We start from the raw sequence: 15,522 nt of genomic DNA, 5'->3' as shown, positions 1-15,522 counted from the left end.
TCAGACCGCCCCGTTTTCTTTCAGGGCCGCAATCTCTTCCGCCGTATAGCCCAGGGCCGACAACACCTCGACGGTGTGCTCGCCCAAGGCCGGACCAATCCACTCGGTACCACCGGGCGTCGCCGACAACTTGGGCACGATGCCCGGCATCTGGAACGGTTTGCCATCCGGCAAGGTGGCCTGGGCAAACATCTGGCGGGCGATGAATTGCGGGTCAGCGAACATGTCGACCGCAGAATAGACGCGCGACGACGGCACCTCGGCGGCAGCGAGAATGGCCAGTACATCTGCTTCGTCACGGGCGGCACACCAGGCGTCGATCAGACTGTAAATTTCATCGCGCCGCGCATCCCGCCCGGCATTGTCGGCCAGCCCCGGATCGTTCGCCAGATCATCGCGCCCCATCGCTTTCATGAAGCGCTTGAAAATGGCATCGCCGTTGGCACCAATGGTGACGTGCTTGCCGTCACGCGTGGTGTGCGTGTTGGAAGGCGTGATACCCGGCATGATGTTGCCGGTCCGTTCGCGGACGAAACCGAACACGTCGAACTCGGGAACCATCGATTCCATCATCGCGAAAATGGCCTCGTAAAGCGCCACATCGACCACCTGCCCGGCACCGCCATTCACTTCCCTGTGCCGCAAGGCGATCAATGCACCAACGGCGCCCCACAGTGCGGCAATCGAATCACCGATTGAAATGCCGGTACGCACCGGCGGCCGATCCGGAAATCCGGTGATATAACGCAGCCCACCCATCGATTCGCCGACCGCACCAAATCCGGGCTGGTCCTTGTACGGCCCGGTCTGGCCGAAACCCGACAGACGCACCATGACCAAGCCTGGATTGAGTACCTTGAGCTCATCCCAGCCCAGCCCGAGTTTCTCGAGCACGCCGGGACGGAAATTTTCGACCAGGATGTCGGCCCCGGCAATCAGCTTGCGGACAAACTCACGGCCTTCCGGATGTTTGAGATTAGCCGTGACCGACTTCTTGTTGCGCGCCTGGACGTACCACCACAGCGACGTTCCCTCATGGAGCTTGCGCCACTGGCGCAAGGGATCGCCACCCTCCGGCGCTTCAACCTTGATAACCTCGGCACCGAATTCGGCCATGATCCGGGTACAGAACGGCCCGGCGATCAGCGTACCAAGCTCGACGACCTTCAGGCCGGCCAACGGTTTTTGCGTTTCGTTCAACTCACGGCTCCCAATGTTCAACGGGCAAACTCTCGCCCCACAAGCGGTTGACCGTGGCATTGACGGTCGCCGGTGCGCCGCTCGTTGCGACCGCCAAACGGCCATGACCGCCGCCCAGCAAATGGCTGGCCGAAAGCAGGCGTTCCAGCTGGCGGGCAACCGGTTCGCCGGTATCCAGCAGGCGAACACCGAGCGGCATGCGTCGGGCAATCGCCTCGGCCACCCAAGGGTAATGTGTGCAACCAAGCACTACCACATCGGCTTCGGCGGCCGCTAACGGCGCGACGAAAGCATCGAGCAAGCCGGCTACGACAGCGCTTTCCGGTCCTTCACTCTCGATGGCCTCGGCCAGACCGGGGCAAGCCACCGGAATGACCTTGAGGTGCGCTGCGTGATTGCCGACCAGGCGCTGAAAACGCTCGCTGGCCAAGGTTCGGGTGGTGGCAAGAACGCCGATCACCCCGCTGCGGGTTTGCCCGACGGCCGGTTTGACGCCCGGTTCAAGAGCGACAATCGGTAAATCGACGGCCGCCCGAATCGCTTCAGCCGCTGCCGCCGTGGCCGTATTGCAGGCAATCACCAGCGCCTTGGCGCCACGCTTGGCCAAAGCCTCGGCAATCAACACGCCACGCTGCTTGAGAAAAGTTTCCGGTCGATCGCCGTAAGGCAGAAAACGGGTGTCGGCGAAATAGAAAAAATCTTCCTGCGGCAGTCGACCGCGCAAGGCACGCAACACCGTCAGGCCACCAAGGCCGGAATCGAAAACAGCAATCGGTTGAGTGTTCACGGGAACATCCAGGGGAAGAAGCGAGAGCGGATCATTTTTCGCGGTCGACCGGGGCAAGGAGGCAAGTTTACTCGGGAATCAAGCGGCCAGCCTGCTTCGTCATGCAAATTGCCGGGCTGGCGTTCAATCCGGCGTACGGAATTCGTCCTCGATCCAGGCCCGTGCGCTGCTCGCGCTGAGCTTGAAATCGGGGCCGACACGGACTTCGGCCAGCACTTCGCCGGCCGCATCCTGCGCCCCCAGCGTGGCGTAGGGATCATCCTCATCGGCGACGATGTCGAGCGTCACCAGAATCGGCCCGTTTTCGCTGTCGACCGTGACTTTCTTGTGCAACATCGCATGCAACTGGTGCTCATGCCGGCGCAGCACCTCGGAAGCGGTCTTGACCAGCGTCTGGAAAGATGGGGGATCGAGCGGCTTGGGATTTTTCTTGTCCCGCCCCATGGTCCACGGCCCGACCAGCGCCGGCTCGGACTCGCCTTCCTTGATCATTTCAACCGCCCAGCCTTCGTCATCTTCATTCTTGATGACACGCGCCGTCCAGCCGTTGCTGCGCCACAGGCGTGGCTCATTGATCTCTTCGGGCAGATCGCCCTCACCGGCCTCGTTGATTTCGCTCACTGTCATACCTTGCTTTGCTTCCTGCCGCCGGGCCGGCACATGTTGTGCCCGGAAAAACAGAAGCCCCCAAGCGGGGGCTTCGAGTCGCCGAAAAGCGGCCTATTACATGCGTTCGATCATCGCGTCGCCAAACTCGGAGCACGACAACTCATCGGCACCATCCATCAAGCGGGCAAAGTCGTAGGTCACCTTCTTATCGCCGATTGTCGCTTCCATCGCCTTGATGACCCGATTGGCCGCCTCTTTCCAGCCGAGGTGGCGCAGCATCATTTCAGCGGAAAGAATCAGCGAACCCGGATTGACCTTGTCCAGCCCGGCATACTTCGGCGCGGTGCCATGCGTTGCTTCAAAACAGGCGTACTGGTCGGAAATATTGGCGCCGGGCGCAATCCCGATACCGCCGACCTGGGCGGCCAGCGCATCGGAAATGTAGTCGCCGTTCAGGTTGGTCGTCGCGATCACATCGTACTCGGCCGGGCGCAGCAGAATCTGCTGCAGGAAGGCGTCGGCAATCGAATCCTTGACCGTCACTTCACGGCCGGTGTTCGGGTTGGTGAAATGGCACCATGGGCCACCGTCGATCAACTCGGCACCGAACTCCTCCTTGGCCACCTGGTAGGCGATGTCACGGAACAGACCTTCCGTGAATTTCATGATGTTGCCCTTGTGCACGATGGTCAGCGACTTGCGGTCGTTGGCGATGACGTACTTGAGCGCAGCACGCACCAGGCGGGTGGTGCCTTCGACGGAAATCGGCTTGATGCCGATGCCGGAGGTGGCCGGGAAACGGATTTTCTTGACGCCCATTTCGTCCTGCAGGAACTTGATGACCTTCTTTGCCTGCTCGGAATCAGCAGCCCACTCGACGCCGGCGTAGATGTCCTCTGTGTTCTCGCGGAAGATAACCATATTGGTCAATTCCGGGTGCTTGAGCGGCGACGGCACGCCCTTGAAATACTGGACCGGGCGGACGCACTGGTAGAGGTCGAGCTCCTGGCGCAACGCCACGTTGAGCGAACGGATACCACCGCCGACCGGCGTCGTCATCGGCCCCTTGATCGAGACGGCGTATTCCTTCAGCGCATCGAAGGTTTCCTTGGGAAACCATTCGTCCGGGCCGTACAGACGCGTCGATTTTTCGCCGGCGAAAACCTCCATCCAGTGAATCTTTCTTTCACCGCCATAAGCCTTGTCGACCGCAGCATCGATCACCTTGATCATGACCGGCGTGATATCGACACCGATACCGTCACCCTCAATGAAAGGAATGATCGGATTGTTCGGGACCGGCTGGCCGGGAACGATTTTCTGGCCGCCTTGCGGAATCTTGATGTGCGATGTCATAGCCACTCCATGTCTGTTTGTGATCGGACAATCTGAATTTGCCTCGCCGGCCCTTTTCGGGCGGTGTCCGGCATCCGATAGTGGCGGCAATTATGCGACAGAAAACGGGACACTGTCAGGCAATTCTCCCGTTTTGAAGCGCAAGCCACGCTTCGCATCCGGTTCTGAAGACGAAAAAAAACGAAGGCCGTAAAGGCCTTCGTTTCTGGTTTTGGGCAGGTCCGCAGACCGCCCGGCAATCAACCGGCGCGTGCTGCCTTCAGTGCGGCGTTGAGCGTCGGGCTCGGACGCATCACAGCCTTGCACTTCTCCGGATCAGCCTTGTAGTAGCCACCGATATCAACCGGCTTGCCTTGCACCGTCTTCATTTCGGCAACGATCTGACCTTCGTTGTCAGACAGGGTCTTGGCCAGCTTGGCAAAGTGAGCAGCCAGTTCCTTGTCCTCGGTCTGTGCAGCCAGCTCCTGCGCCCAGAACATGGCGAGGTAGAACTGCGAACCGCGGTTGTCGAGTTCACCGGTTTTCGGCGACGGCGACTTGTTGTTGTCGAGCAACTTGCCGGTCGCGGCATCCAGGGTCTTGGCCAGCAGCTTGGCGCGGGCGTTGTTTTCCTTGATGCCCAGCTCTTCCAGCGAAACAGCCAGAGCCAGGAATTCGCCGAGCGAATCCCAGCGCAGGTGGTTTTCCTGGGTCAGCTGTTGTACGTGCTTCGGTGCCGAGCCGCCGGCACCGGTTTCGTACATGCCGCCGCCGTTCATCAGCGGTACGATCGACAGCATCTTGGCCGAGGTGCCCAGTTCCATGATCGGGAACAGGTCGGTCAGGTAGTCGCGCAGGATGTTGCCGGTCACCGAGATGGTGTCCAGGCCGCGGGCGACACGCTCCAGCGTGTAGCGCATGGCACGGACCTGCGACATGATCTGGATGTCGAGACCGCTGGTGTCGTGATCCTTGAGGTACTTCTGGACCTTCTTGATCAGCTCGTTTTCGTGCGGACGATAGGCGTCCAGCCAGAAGATCGCCGGCATGCCGGACTGGCGGGCGCGCGTGACGGCGAGCTTGACCCAGTCGCGGATCGGCGCATCCTTGACCTGGCACATACGCCAGATATCGCCAGCTTCGACGTTCTGCGTCAGCAGCACTTCGCCGGTGGCGTTGTCGACGATGTTGGCGATGCCGTCTTCGGCAATCTCGAAGGTCTTGTCGTGTGAACCGTATTCCTCGGCCTGTTGGGCCATCAGACCGACGTTCGGCACAGTGCCCATGGTCTTCGGATCGAAGTTGCCATGCCACTTAACGAAATTGATCATTTCCTGATAGATGCGGGCAAAGGTCGATTCCGGCATGACGCACTTACTGTCGTACGTTTTGCCGTCGGCACCCCACATCTTGCCGCCCTGACGGATCATCGCCGGCATCGACGCGTCGACGATGATGTCGTTCGGCGAATGGAAATTGGTAATGCCCTTGGCCGAGTCGACCATGGCCAGACGCGGACGGTGTTCCTGGCAGGCGTGCAGGTCGCGGATGATCTCGTCACGCTTGGATTCCGGCAGGTTCTTGATCTTGTCGTAGAGATCGACCATGCCGTTATTGACGTTGATGCCCAGTTCGTCGAAGGTCTTGCCGTGCTTCTCGAAAGCGTCCTTGTAGTAGATCTTGACGCAGTGACCGAAGACGATCGGATGCGAGACCTTCATCATCGTTGCCTTGACGTGCAGCGAGAAGAGGATGCCGGACTCGCGGCAGTCTTCCAGTTGGGCTTCGTAGAAGTCGCACAGCGCCTTCTTGCTCATGAACATCGAGTCGATGATCTCGCCTTCGAGCAGGGAAAGCTTCGGCTTCAGCACGGTCGTCTTGCCGCCCTTGGCGATCAGTTCCATGCGGACTTCGCGCGCCTTGTCGAGGGTCAGCGACTTTTCGCCGTGGTAGAAGTCACCGTGTTCCATGTGGGAAACGTGGGTCTGCGACCATTGCTTCCATTCGCCCATCGAGTGCGGGCGCTTCTTGGCGTAATTCTTGACGGCACCCGGCGCGCGGCGGTCGGAGTTGCCTTCGCGCAGCACCGGATTGACGGCGGAGCCAAGACACTTGCCGAAACGGGCCTTGAGCGCCTTTTCTTCGTCGGTATTGGCTGCTTCGGGGTAATCGGGAACCGCGTAGCCTTTTTCCTGCAGCTCCTTGACGCAAGCCTTGAGCTGGGCAACGGAAGCCGAAATGTTCGGCAGCTTGATGATGTTGGTGTCCGGCAACAGACATTTCTTGCCCAGTTCGCCCAGCGTATTGGGCATTTTCTGGTCATCCTTGAGGAATTCGGAGAACTCGGCCAGGACGCGGGCGGAAACGGAAATATCAGCCTTTTCGACTTCGATGCCGGCCGGGCCGGTGAAGGTGCGGATGATCGGCAGGAATGCGCAGGTAGCCAGCAGCGGCGCCTCGTCCGTAAGTGTATAAATGATCTTCGACTTCCCAGCTGCCATGCTACCCCCTCAAAAGAAATTGAAAAAAGCCGGCGGACTTTACGCCTCACGCCTTGCGCCATGCTTACAAAATCATCGGCAACCGGTGTCGGCAAAAGCCGTTTAGAACAGCCGGATAATGTAATTATGGATTACTCGCAATTATCGGTGATTTGCTGTCATAACGGTAGCGACATAAGGCAAATGCTAGAATCCGAAGCCTATTTCGGAGCGATGACGATGAAGATTTCGGTCGGCCTCTACGGCACGAATGCCCACCAGATCGCCTTGGCCTTGATTCAGGGCTTCAACAAGCATTACACGCTGTTTCGTGCCGCCAGCCGGGAAGCCAAAACCCGCTTTGAAAATGCGGACTGGCTGGCCGTCCACACAGCGGTCAAGGAGCGCATCCGGTTCTACGACGACCGCGTCGACGAATGTGTCGAGCGGCTGCACCGTGATTTCGATGCCAGCCAGATCGACCAGCCGACCTGGCAACAAATCAAATTGCTCTACATCGGGCTGCTGCTCAACCACAAACAGCCCGAGCTGGCCGAAACCTTCTTCAATTCGGTCACGACGAAGATTCTCCATCGCCATTACTTCCACAACGATTTCATTTTCGTTCGTCCAACCGTGTCGACCGAGAATATCGAAGCGGATGGCCCGCCGACCTACCGTAGCTATTACGCCAGGGAAGATGGCTTGCGCGGCACGATCCGCCACATCGTCGCAGACTTTGACTGGCTGCGTCCATTTGCCGATCTTGAGCGCGATGTCGACCACGTTTACCACGCGACTCGCCGCTTTTTGAAAGGCATGCCGCAGCGTGAGGTAAATTTCCAGATACAAGTGCTGGCCTCGGCCTTTTATCGCAACAAGGCGGCCTACATCATCGGCAAAGCCATCAACGGTCCAGTTGAATACCCGTTTGCGATTGCCGTCCTGCACGATGAAAGCGGACAACTCTATCTTGACACCGTGCTGCTCGATGCCTGGCGCATCGGCCTGCTGTTTTCGCTGTCGCGCGCCTATTTCATGGTCGACATGGAAGTTCCCTCGGGCTACGTCCAGTTTCTGCGCTCAATCCTGCCCAACAAGCCACGCTCCGAGATTTACATCATGCTCGGCCTCGGCAAGCAGGGAAAAACCATGTTTTTCCGCGACTTCATCTACCACCTGCATCACTCGGAAGACAAATTCATCATGGCCCCCGGCATCCGGGGCCTGGTCATGCTGGTTTTCACGCTGCCCTCCTACCCTTATGTGTTCAAGTTGATCAAGGATGTTTTCGGCAGCTCGAAAAACATGGACCGGGCAACGGTCAAAAAGAAATTCATGATGGTCAAGCAAGTCGACCGCGTCGGTCGGATGGCCGACACGCTGGAGTTTTCCAACGTGATGTTCCCACGCGACCGCTTCGCCCAGGAAGTACTCAACGAACTGGAAACCCTGGCGCCTGACTGCTACGAGATAGATGGCGACCAGCTGATCATCAAGCACCTCTATATCGAACGCCGCATGGAACCACTCAACATCCACCTCGACCGGATGGAGCGCAGCAACAACATCGACGGACTGGAGCATGCCATCAAGGAATACGGCAGTGCCATCCGTGAAATGGCGCTGGCCAACATTTTTCCCGGCGACATGCTATGGAAAAATTTTGGCGTGACACGCTACGGCCGCGTCGTGTTCTACGACTACGATGAAATCGAGTACATGACTGACTGTAATTTCCGGAAAATCCCGCCGGCACCGGACTATGAAACCGAAATGTCGGGCGAGGTCTGGTATCCGGTCGCCAGGAACGATGTCTTTCCGGAAGAGTTCAGCACCTTCCTGCTCGCCTCGCCGGTGCTGCGAAAAATTTTTCGCAAACATCATGCCGACCTCTTGACCCCGACTTTCTGGCAAACTGCACAACAAAAAATTCGCCAAGGGCATGTTGAAGACTTTTTCCCCTACCCTGAGGAAATTCGTTTTCGTCACGGCAAGCCCGATGCGAGCTAAGTACGACCGTTTTACCTACTAATCAAATAACAAGGGCATCAAGCCCACCTCTCTGGAGAAACAGCCATGCCGTTAACCATTGCGGTTGCGCGGGAGCGCGCGCCCGGCGAACACCGGGTCGCCCTCGTTCCCGAAACCGCCAAAAAATTTGCCGCGCTCGGCGCCAGCCTGCGCATGGAGCAAAGCGCCGGTACCGACAGCCACCTGCTCGACCCCGACTACACCGATGTCAGCATGGTGAACGGCATTGCCGAAGCCTATGGCACGGCACAACTGATTTTGCGCGTTACGCCACCGTCGACCGAGGAAATCAACGCCATACCCGAAGGAGCGGTGCTGATTGGCCTGCTCAAGCCTTTCGAGGACAAGGCCCGGCTAGCTGCACTCAACGCCCGGAAAATCACCGCTTTCGCACTTGAACTCCTGCCACGCATTTCGCGCGCCCAGAGCATGGATGCGCTTTCCTCGCAAGGCTCCTGCGCCGGCTACCAGTGCGGACTGATTGCCGCCGCCCGGTGCACCAAGTTTTTCCCGATGCTGACCACCGCTGCCGGCACCATCCGCCCAGCCCGCGTACTCGTCATCGGCGCCGGGGTGGCCGGTTTACAGGCGATTGCCACCTGCAAGCGTCTTGGTGCCATGGTTGAAGCCTACGATGTCCGCGCTGCCGCCAAGGAGCAAATCGAGTCGCTCGGCGCCAAATTCGTGGACACCGGTGTCTCGGCCGATGGCGCTGGCGGTTACGCCCGGGAACTGACCCCGGAAGAAAAAGCGGCGCAGGCAGAAAAACTAGCCAAGGCCGTCGCCATGTCGGATGTCGTCATCACGACAGCCGCGATTCCCGGCAAGAAAGCGCCGGTGATTATCACGGTCGACATGATCAAACGCATGAAATACGGGGCGATCATTGTCGATATGGCCGCTGAATCGGGCGGCAATTGCGCACTGACCCAGCCGGGCGAACATGTCGTTGCCAATGATGTGAACATCCATGGCCCGCTCAATTTGCCGTCACGCATGCCGACGCATGCTTCCGAGCTGTACGCGAAGAATCTCTACAACTTCCTCTCGCCGTGGATCAAGGACAGCAGCCTCCAGTTCGACTGGAGCGACGAAGTCGTTGCCGGCACCTTGTTGTGCAAGGATGGCGCAACGGTGCATGCCACCGTGAAACAGGTCATGGGAGACGCATGATGGACGGTTTGCTCGCTTTATATATTTTCATGCTCGCGGCTTTTACCGGCTACGAGATCATCGCCAAGGTACCGGTCATCCTGCACACGCCGTTGATGTCCGGCTCCAACTTCATTCACGGTGTCGTCGTGGTCGGGGCGATGATCGCGCTCGGCTCGGCTGAAACGGTTGTCGAACAAGCCATCGGCTTCTTCGCCGTCGCCCTCGGCGCAGCCAATGCGGCCGGTGGCTATGTGGTTACGGAACGCATGCTGGCCATGTTCAAGAAAAAGGAAGGTGCATGATGAACTTGCCCGCCTACGTTCAAGGCGCCTGGTTTCTCGGCGCACTGCTCTTCATTCTCGGCCTCAAGGGTATGAGTTCCCCGGCCAGCGCCCGCAAGGGGATCGTCTGGGCCGGTTACGGCATGCTGATTGCGATTGCCGGTACATTCCTCATCCCCGGCCTGAAAAACATCGCCTTGATGGCATTGGCGCTGGTCATTGGCTCTGCTGCTGCCTGGATCTCGGGCAAGCGGGTCAAGATGACCGACATGCCGCAGATGGTTGCCATTTATAACGGCATGGGTGGCGGTGCCGCTGCCGCCATCGCGGCGATCGAATTCGCCCGCGGCGAAACACACAGCCTGGTCACGATCATCCTTGCCGTTATCGGCGCATTGATCGGCGCGGTGTCCTTTACCGGCTCCTGCGTTGCCTGGGCAAAACTACAAGGTGTGCTCAAGAAAGCTTACCGGCTGCCGGCACAAAATGCGGTCAACGTCGTTCTGGCCGGTATTTCCGTTGCGCTGGGCATCGCCATGGTCATGTTGGCGCCAGCCAATCCCGAGCTGATTTACGGCTTTTTCATCGTCGCACTGGTCCTTGGCTTGATCGTCACCCTGCCGATCGGCGGCGCCGACATGCCGGTCGTGATTTCCCTGTTCAACGCTTTTACCGGCCTGGCAGTCGGCTTTGAAGGCTACGTCCTGGGCAATCCGGCGCTGATCATCGCCGGCATCGTCGTCGGAGCGGCCGGAACGCTGCTCACCCAGCTGATGGCCAAGGCGATGAATCGTCCGATTTCCAACATCCTGTTCACCCCGATGGTGGCCAGCGGTGGCGGCGAAGCGATTGCCGGAACGATGAAGGAAGTCGGCGCGATCGATGCAGCCGCCATGATGCGCTACGCCAGCAAGGTCATCATCGTGCCGGGCTATGGCATGGCAGTCGCCCACGCCCAGCACAAGGTCTGGGAAATGACCTCGATCCTGGAAGAAGCCGGGGTCGAAGTGAAATTTGCCATCCATCCAGTCGCCGGCCGCATGCCGGGCCACATGAACGTACTGCTGGCCGAAGCCGGCGTGCCTTACGACAAGATTTTCGACCTTGAGGAAATCAACGGTGAATTTGGTCAGGCTGACGTTGCATTGATCATCGGCGCCAACGATGTGGTCAATCCGAGTGCGCGCACCGACAAATCAAGTCCAATTTACGGCATGCCGATCCTGAATGCCGACCAGGCCCAAAATGTCATCGTGATCAAGCGCGGCAAGGGTACCGGTTACTCCGGTGTCGAAAATGCCTTGTTTTATACCGACAACTGCCGGATGCTCTATGGCGATGCGCAGCCAATGGCTGGCGAAATCATCCAGCACCTCAAAACAATGGGCTAAAAATAACCGATAGCCGCCTTACAATGGCGGCCTATCGGCTGCTTTCGGAAAACAACGAATGAAACGAATCGACGACCTGCTGATCTGGATTGCAACAGCGCTCTGCCTGGCAATCTGGGGATGGTCACAAACCGGCGGCGGCGTTTCGCCCCATTTGTTTCTCCTCGTTGCGGCGACGCTGGCGGGCGCAGTCCTGCTTTCTTTCGGAGAGCGCAAGCGCTGGAAAACAAAACAGCAAAGATACATTGCCGAACTCGACAAGGTCATGTCCGAATATCACACGCTATCAAGCGATGCGATGGCCCATGCCGAGATGCAGTTCTCCTCGCTCGAAAGAGAAATGGTCGATGCGCAGGAAATTATCAGGGCCTCGGTCAGCAAACTTTCCGGCAGCCTGACCGGCCTGGAATCGCAATCATCCGACCAGCGCCAGATCCTGCGCTCACTGATCGACGAAATGCTGCAGATGACGGGCTCCGAAAATAGCCATATTCAGGAACAAGCCGGACTGCAGCGCTTCTTCGACGAAACCAACGCACTGATCGGCGAATTCGTCCGCAAGATGGTTCAACTCCGGACGACCAGCCTGGGCATTGCCAGCAGCTTCGAGCAAATGCAGAACCAGGTCTCGCTGATCAACACGATGCTCAACGATGTGGCCGGGATTACCAAACAGACCGACCTGCTCGCGCTCAATGCCGCCATCGAAGCAGCCCGCGCCGGAGAAGCCGGCCGCGGTTTTGCCGTCGTGGCCGATGAAGTCCGTAATCTCGCCGCCCGAACCGGCGACTTCAATACTGACATCCGCAAGGCATTGGCAGATATTCTCGGTTCGCTGCACGATGTAGGCACGCAGATTACCGAAGCCAGCCAGATGGACATGAGCATCGCCGACAAATCCCAAGCCATGTTGCGTGATCTCGGCAATGAATTGATGGAATTGACCGGCAAGGCTCGCGAACACTCCCAGCACATCACCGAAGTCACCGAACAAATGCATCACCTGACCCAGGAAGGGGTGATGGCCATGCAGTTCGAGGACATCGTCACCCAGATGATGTCCCGTATCAGCCAGCGCACTCTGAATGTCGGCGAGTACATGCACGCCTTCCTCAGCCTGCACGACGACCAAAACCAGACGGACGGATTGCAGCGTTTCCGTACGCGCAGCCAGCGCCTGGTTGAGTTGCTGGTCAACTCGCATGTCAAAACCGATGCCATTCGTTCGGGAGGCAGTTCTGCCGCAGCCTCCGGTAGCAGCAACGATGGCGATATCGAACTTTTCTAGACATAAAAAAAGCGCCTGAACGGCGCTTTTTCGGCAACAGTCGAATTTCAGGACTTGCCGGTACTGCCAAAGCCACCCTCTCCGCGCTTGCTGGCATCGAACTCATCGACGATATTGAAGCCAACCTGCAGGACAGGGACAACCACCAGCTGGGCGATACGATCAAGCGGATTGAGCGTGAATGCATCGCTGCCGCGATTCCACATCGAAACCATCAATTCCCCCTGGTAATCGCTGTCGATCAGACCGACCAGATTACCCAACACGATACCGTGTTTATGGCCCAAGCCCGAACGCGGCAGAATCATTGCCGCCAAGCCTGGATCAGCCAGATGAATGGCCATCCCGGTACGCACCAGGATCGTTTGCCCCGGAACAATTTCAAGCGGTGCGTCAACGCAGGCTCGCAGGTCGAGGCCGGCAGAACCCGGCGTGGCGTATTGCGGTGGGTTGTCGCGCAAACGATCATCGAGAATTTTTACATCGATACGGTGCATCAGTTATTTCCTGTCAAATGAGCAATGTGTTGGATCAACTGGCGGGCCAGCACTGATTTGGGAGCCGGCGCCAGAGGATGAACCCCGGCATCATCGAACAAAACCAGCCGATTGTCGTCACCGCCAAAGCCATCCTGAATCAGATTGCCGGCAATCAGCGGAATCTTCTTCTTGCGCCGCTTGGTCTGGGCGTACTCCTCCAGATTACGACTTTCCGCTGCGAAGCCAACGCAGAACGGGCCATCCGGCAAGGCCGCCACTTCCGCCAGGATATCCGGATTCTCGATCAGCTCGATCGGCGGGATTCCGCCACTATCCTTCTTGAGCTTGTGCTCGGCCGAGTTAGCGACGCGATAATCAGCAACCGCCGCCACGGCAATAAAGATATCGGCCGTGCCGGCATGCGCCATGACGGCGCGATGCATATCGAGCGCACTCCGCACATTGATGCGGTCGACACCCTGCGGAGCGGCAAAACCAACCGGTCCCGAAACCAAGGTCACTTCAGCCCCCGCCTGGCGTGCAGCACGAGCAAGTGCGTATCCCATGCGTCCGGAAGACAGATTGGTAATGCCGCGCACAGGATCGATGGCTTCGAAAGTCGGCCCGGCGGTCAGCAGGACCTTTTTCCCGGCCAGCACCTTTGCAGCAAAGAAGGCAATCATCGACTCGACAATCTCTTCAGGCTCCATCATTCGGCCCGCACCAACCTCGCCACACGCCTGTTCGCCACTGTCCGGACCAAGAATGCTCACCCCATCGGCCGACAATTGGGCCACATTGCGCCGGGTTGCCGGGTTTTCCCACATCTGGCGATTCATCGCCGGCGCAACCAGCAATGGGCAATCGCGGGCCAGCACCATGGTGGCCAGCAGGTCGTCGGCCTGCCCCTGCACGGCACGAGCCAGAAAATCGGCCGATGCCGGGGCGACAAGAATGCAGTCGGCCTGGCGCGACAAATCAATATGCGCCATCGCATTCGGCATCCGCGCATCCCATTGATCCGTAAAGACCGGTTTGCCGGAAAGCGCCTGGAAGGTCGTCTGGGTCACGAAATGCGTCGCACCCTCCGTCATCGCCACCTGAACATCAGCACCTTGTTTACGTAAAAGACGAACCAGTTCGGCTGCCTTGTAGGCGGCAATCCCGCCCGTCACACCGAGAACGATACTTTTTCCCTTTAATTCCATTGTCATTAACACTAGAATGATAGCCTGACCATTCTACTGGAATTAGCATGGCAATCACCGATTGGCCGGCCGGCGAACGCCCACGGGAGCGCCTGCTTTCACATGGCCCCGAAGCCCTGTCGGATGCGGAGTTGCTGGCTATCTATTTGCGGGTTGGCGTCCGCGGCAAAAGTGCCGTCGATCTGGCGCGTGATTTGCTGCTGCGTTTTGACGGCAATCTGAATGCACTGGCCGAAGCAACGCCTGCGCAACTATCCAGTGTCTCCGGCATCGGAATCGCCAAGGCCGTCCAACTCAAGGCAAGCTTTGAGTTGACCCGGCGGGCGCTCACGCAGGAAATGGTCAAACGCGACAGTTTCTCCTCTCCTGGACAGGTTCGCGACTGGTTGCGTCTGAAACTGGCCAACCGGCAACACGAGGTTTTCATGGCGCTCTGGCTCGATGCGCAAAATCGTCTACTAAGAGCCGACGAATTATTTACCGGCAGCCTGACGCAAACCAGCGTCTATCCACGTGAAGTGGTCAAGACTGCCCTCGCCCACAATGCGGCAGCCGTCATTCTGGCCCACAACCATCCATCGGGCGTCGCCGAGCCATCGAGAGCCGACGAATTACTCACCAAAAACCTCAAAGACGCCCTTGCCATGGTCGATATCAAACTTCTCGACCACTTCATCGTGGCCGGAAATCAGGCCCCGATTTCATTCGCCGAACGTGGACTTATCTAACAATACGCAAAAATAGCTTGAAACAAACAGGGTTTATTCGTTAAAATCGCGGGCTTTCTTCTAGCGAATTCTGGAGCACCAATCATGGCGCGAGTCTGCCAAGTAACGGGAAAAGCCCCGATGGTTGGGAACAAGGTTTCCCACGCCAACAATAGAACGAAACGCCGCTTCCTGCCGAATCTGCAGTATCGTCGTTTCTGGGTCGAATCTGAAAACCGCTTCGTGCGCCTGCGTGTATCCAACGCCGGCCTGCGTATGATCGACAAGAACGGTATCGACTCCGTCCTCGCCGACCTGCGCGCACGCGGCGAAGTTTGATTAAGGAAGGATAAATAAAATGGCTAAAGGCGGTCGCGAAAAGATCAAGCTTGAATCCACGGCAGGTACCGGTCACTTCTACACCACTTCCAAGAACAAGCGTACTACGCCTGAAAAACTGGAAATGATGAAGTATGACCCGAAGGCCCGCAAGCACGTTGCTTACAAGGAAGTGAAGCTGAAGTAATCAGCCTCCCTCCAGCTTTCGACAAACCCGCCTCTGGCGGGT

General features: G+C 58.2%; 15 protein-coding genes. 8 read left to right on the top strand and 7 right to left on the bottom strand.

Annotation, left to right across the window (positions count from 1 at the left end; genetic code table 11):
* From GBK02_RS06635 to GBK02_RS06615, 5 genes are all read right to left on the bottom strand, one after another.
* Nucleotides 1–1,260 (bottom strand): CaiB/BaiF CoA-transferase family protein, encoded by a 1,260-nt coding sequence (locus tag GBK02_RS06635; protein ID WP_203468946.1) that lies wholly within the window; start codon nt 1,258–1,260, stop codon nt 1–3.
* Nucleotides 1,202–1,987: a glutamate racemase gene (gene murI / locus GBK02_RS06630; protein WP_239003193.1), complete on the bottom strand. Its 786-nt coding sequence runs from the start codon at nt 1,985–1,987 to the stop codon at nt 1,202–1,204. The genes GBK02_RS06635 and murI overlap by 59 nt, the downstream gene beginning before the upstream one ends.
* Nucleotides 1,988–2,110: 123 nt before the next feature.
* A complete protein-coding gene (locus GBK02_RS06625; protein WP_203468945.1) occupies nt 2,111–2,614 on the bottom strand; it encodes a hypothetical protein in 504 nt (167 codons plus the stop codon).
* A 96-nt stretch (nt 2,615–2,710) separates the two neighbouring features.
* Nucleotides 2,711–3,952: an NADP-dependent isocitrate dehydrogenase gene (gene icd / locus GBK02_RS06620; RefSeq protein ID WP_203468944.1), complete on the bottom strand. Its 1,242-nt coding sequence runs from the start codon at nt 3,950–3,952 to the stop codon at nt 2,711–2,713.
* Between the two features lie 239 nt (nt 3,953–4,191).
* Complete coding sequence (locus GBK02_RS06615) at nt 4,192–6,432, bottom strand: NADP-dependent isocitrate dehydrogenase (protein ID WP_203468943.1); 2,241 nt, start codon at nt 6,430–6,432, stop codon at nt 4,192–4,194.
* A 219-nt stretch (nt 6,433–6,651) separates the two neighbouring features.
* Between GBK02_RS06615 and aceK the strand changes: the two genes are divergently transcribed.
* From aceK to GBK02_RS06590, 5 genes are all read left to right on the top strand, one after another.
* Nucleotides 6,652–8,424, top strand: coding sequence for a bifunctional isocitrate dehydrogenase kinase/phosphatase (aceK, locus tag GBK02_RS06610; protein WP_203469320.1), 1,773 nt, complete (start codon nt 6,652–6,654; stop codon nt 8,422–8,424).
* Between the two features lie 66 nt (nt 8,425–8,490).
* Nucleotides 8,491–9,618, top strand: a complete 1,128-nt coding sequence (locus tag GBK02_RS06605) for an NAD(P) transhydrogenase subunit alpha (RefSeq protein ID WP_203468942.1) — start codon at nt 8,491–8,493, stop codon at nt 9,616–9,618.
* The gene (locus GBK02_RS06600; protein WP_203469319.1) at nt 9,618–9,902 is read left to right on the top strand and encodes an NAD(P) transhydrogenase subunit alpha; all 285 of its coding nucleotides are present in this window, start codon (nt 9,618–9,620) and stop codon (nt 9,900–9,902) included. The genes GBK02_RS06605 and GBK02_RS06600 overlap by 1 nt, the downstream gene beginning before the upstream one ends.
* Nucleotides 9,902–11,272, top strand: coding sequence for an NAD(P)(+) transhydrogenase (Re/Si-specific) subunit beta (locus GBK02_RS06595; RefSeq protein WP_203469318.1), 1,371 nt, complete (start codon nt 9,902–9,904; stop codon nt 11,270–11,272). Before GBK02_RS06600 ends, GBK02_RS06595 begins: the two co-directional genes overlap by 1 nt.
* A 58-nt stretch (nt 11,273–11,330) precedes the next feature.
* Nucleotides 11,331–12,560, top strand: coding sequence for a methyl-accepting chemotaxis protein (locus GBK02_RS06590; RefSeq protein WP_203468941.1), 1,230 nt, complete (start codon nt 11,331–11,333; stop codon nt 12,558–12,560).
* Between the two features lie 47 nt (nt 12,561–12,607).
* Here the strand turns inward: GBK02_RS06590 and dut are convergent, their stop codons facing one another.
* Together dut and coaBC are read right to left on the bottom strand one after the other, a co-directional pair.
* A complete protein-coding gene (gene dut, locus GBK02_RS06585) occupies nt 12,608–13,057 on the bottom strand; it encodes a dUTP diphosphatase (RefSeq protein WP_203468940.1) in 450 nt (149 codons plus the stop codon).
* Nucleotides 13,057–14,247, bottom strand: coding sequence for a bifunctional phosphopantothenoylcysteine decarboxylase/phosphopantothenate--cysteine ligase CoaBC (coaBC, locus tag GBK02_RS06580; RefSeq protein ID WP_203469317.1), 1,191 nt, complete (start codon nt 14,245–14,247; stop codon nt 13,057–13,059). Before coaBC ends, dut begins: the two co-directional genes overlap by 1 nt.
* Nucleotides 14,248–14,294: 47 nt before the next feature.
* On the opposite strand from coaBC, the gene radC reads away from it, so the two are divergent.
* The 3 genes from radC to rpmG all read left to right on the top strand — a co-directional run bounded on the left by radC (nt 14,295) and on the right by rpmG (nt 15,480).
* Entirely contained in the window at nt 14,295–14,975 is a 681-nt protein-coding gene (radC, locus tag GBK02_RS06575; protein ID WP_203468939.1) for a DNA repair protein RadC, read from the top strand.
* Between the two features lie 84 nt (nt 14,976–15,059).
* Nucleotides 15,060–15,293, top strand: a complete 234-nt coding sequence (gene rpmB, locus GBK02_RS06570; RefSeq protein WP_203468938.1) for a 50S ribosomal protein L28 — start codon at nt 15,060–15,062, stop codon at nt 15,291–15,293.
* 19 nt (nt 15,294–15,312) lie between these two features.
* Nucleotides 15,313–15,480, top strand: coding sequence for a 50S ribosomal protein L33 (gene rpmG / locus GBK02_RS06565; protein WP_066883653.1), 168 nt, complete (start codon nt 15,313–15,315; stop codon nt 15,478–15,480).
* Nucleotides 15,481–15,522 lie beyond the last annotated feature (42 nt).

Origin of the sequence: Dechloromonas sp. TW-R-39-2 (assembly GCF_016864195.1) — a bacterium.
In the GTDB taxonomy this organism is placed as follows: domain Bacteria; phylum Pseudomonadota; class Gammaproteobacteria; order Burkholderiales; family Rhodocyclaceae; genus Azonexus.
The sequence above is the reverse complement of the archived record's forward strand: the minus strand, read 5'-3'. Positions and strand labels throughout refer to the sequence as shown.

Bases quoted from the DNA above. Each gene is read 5' to 3' on its own strand.
- coaBC (WP_203469317.1), bottom strand. From the start codon at position 14,247: ATGGAATTAAAGGGAAAAAGTATCGTTCTCGGTGTGACGGGCGGGATT.
- GBK02_RS06635 (WP_203468946.1), bottom strand. From the start codon at position 1,260: ATGCCACGGTCAACCGCTTGTGGGGCGAGAGTTTGCCCGTTGAACATT.
- icd (WP_203468944.1), bottom strand. From the start codon at position 3,952: ATGACATCGCACATCAAGATTCCGCAAGGCGGCCAGAAAATCGTTCCC.
- aceK (WP_203469320.1), top strand. From the start codon at position 6,652: ATGAAGATTTCGGTCGGCCTCTACGGCACGAATGCCCACCAGATCGCC.
- rpmB (WP_203468938.1), top strand. From the start codon at position 15,060: ATGGCGCGAGTCTGCCAAGTAACGGGAAAAGCCCCGATGGTTGGGAAC.
- GBK02_RS06590 (WP_203468941.1), top strand. From the start codon at position 11,331: ATGAAACGAATCGACGACCTGCTGATCTGGATTGCAACAGCGCTCTGC.
- GBK02_RS06605 (WP_203468942.1), top strand. From the start codon at position 8,491: ATGCCGTTAACCATTGCGGTTGCGCGGGAGCGCGCGCCCGGCGAACAC.
- radC (WP_203468939.1), top strand. From the start codon at position 14,295: ATGGCAATCACCGATTGGCCGGCCGGCGAACGCCCACGGGAGCGCCTG.
- rpmG (WP_066883653.1), top strand. From the start codon at position 15,313: ATGGCTAAAGGCGGTCGCGAAAAGATCAAGCTTGAATCCACGGCAGGT.
- dut (WP_203468940.1), bottom strand. From the start codon at position 13,057: ATGCACCGTATCGATGTAAAAATTCTCGATGATCGTTTGCGCGACAAC.
- GBK02_RS06600 (WP_203469319.1), top strand. From the start codon at position 9,618: ATGGACGGTTTGCTCGCTTTATATATTTTCATGCTCGCGGCTTTTACC.
- GBK02_RS06615 (WP_203468943.1), bottom strand. From the start codon at position 6,432: ATGGCAGCTGGGAAGTCGAAGATCATTTATACACTTACGGACGAGGCG.
- GBK02_RS06625 (WP_203468945.1), bottom strand. From the start codon at position 2,614: ATGACAGTGAGCGAAATCAACGAGGCCGGTGAGGGCGATCTGCCCGAA.
- GBK02_RS06595 (WP_203469318.1), top strand. From the start codon at position 9,902: ATGAACTTGCCCGCCTACGTTCAAGGCGCCTGGTTTCTCGGCGCACTG.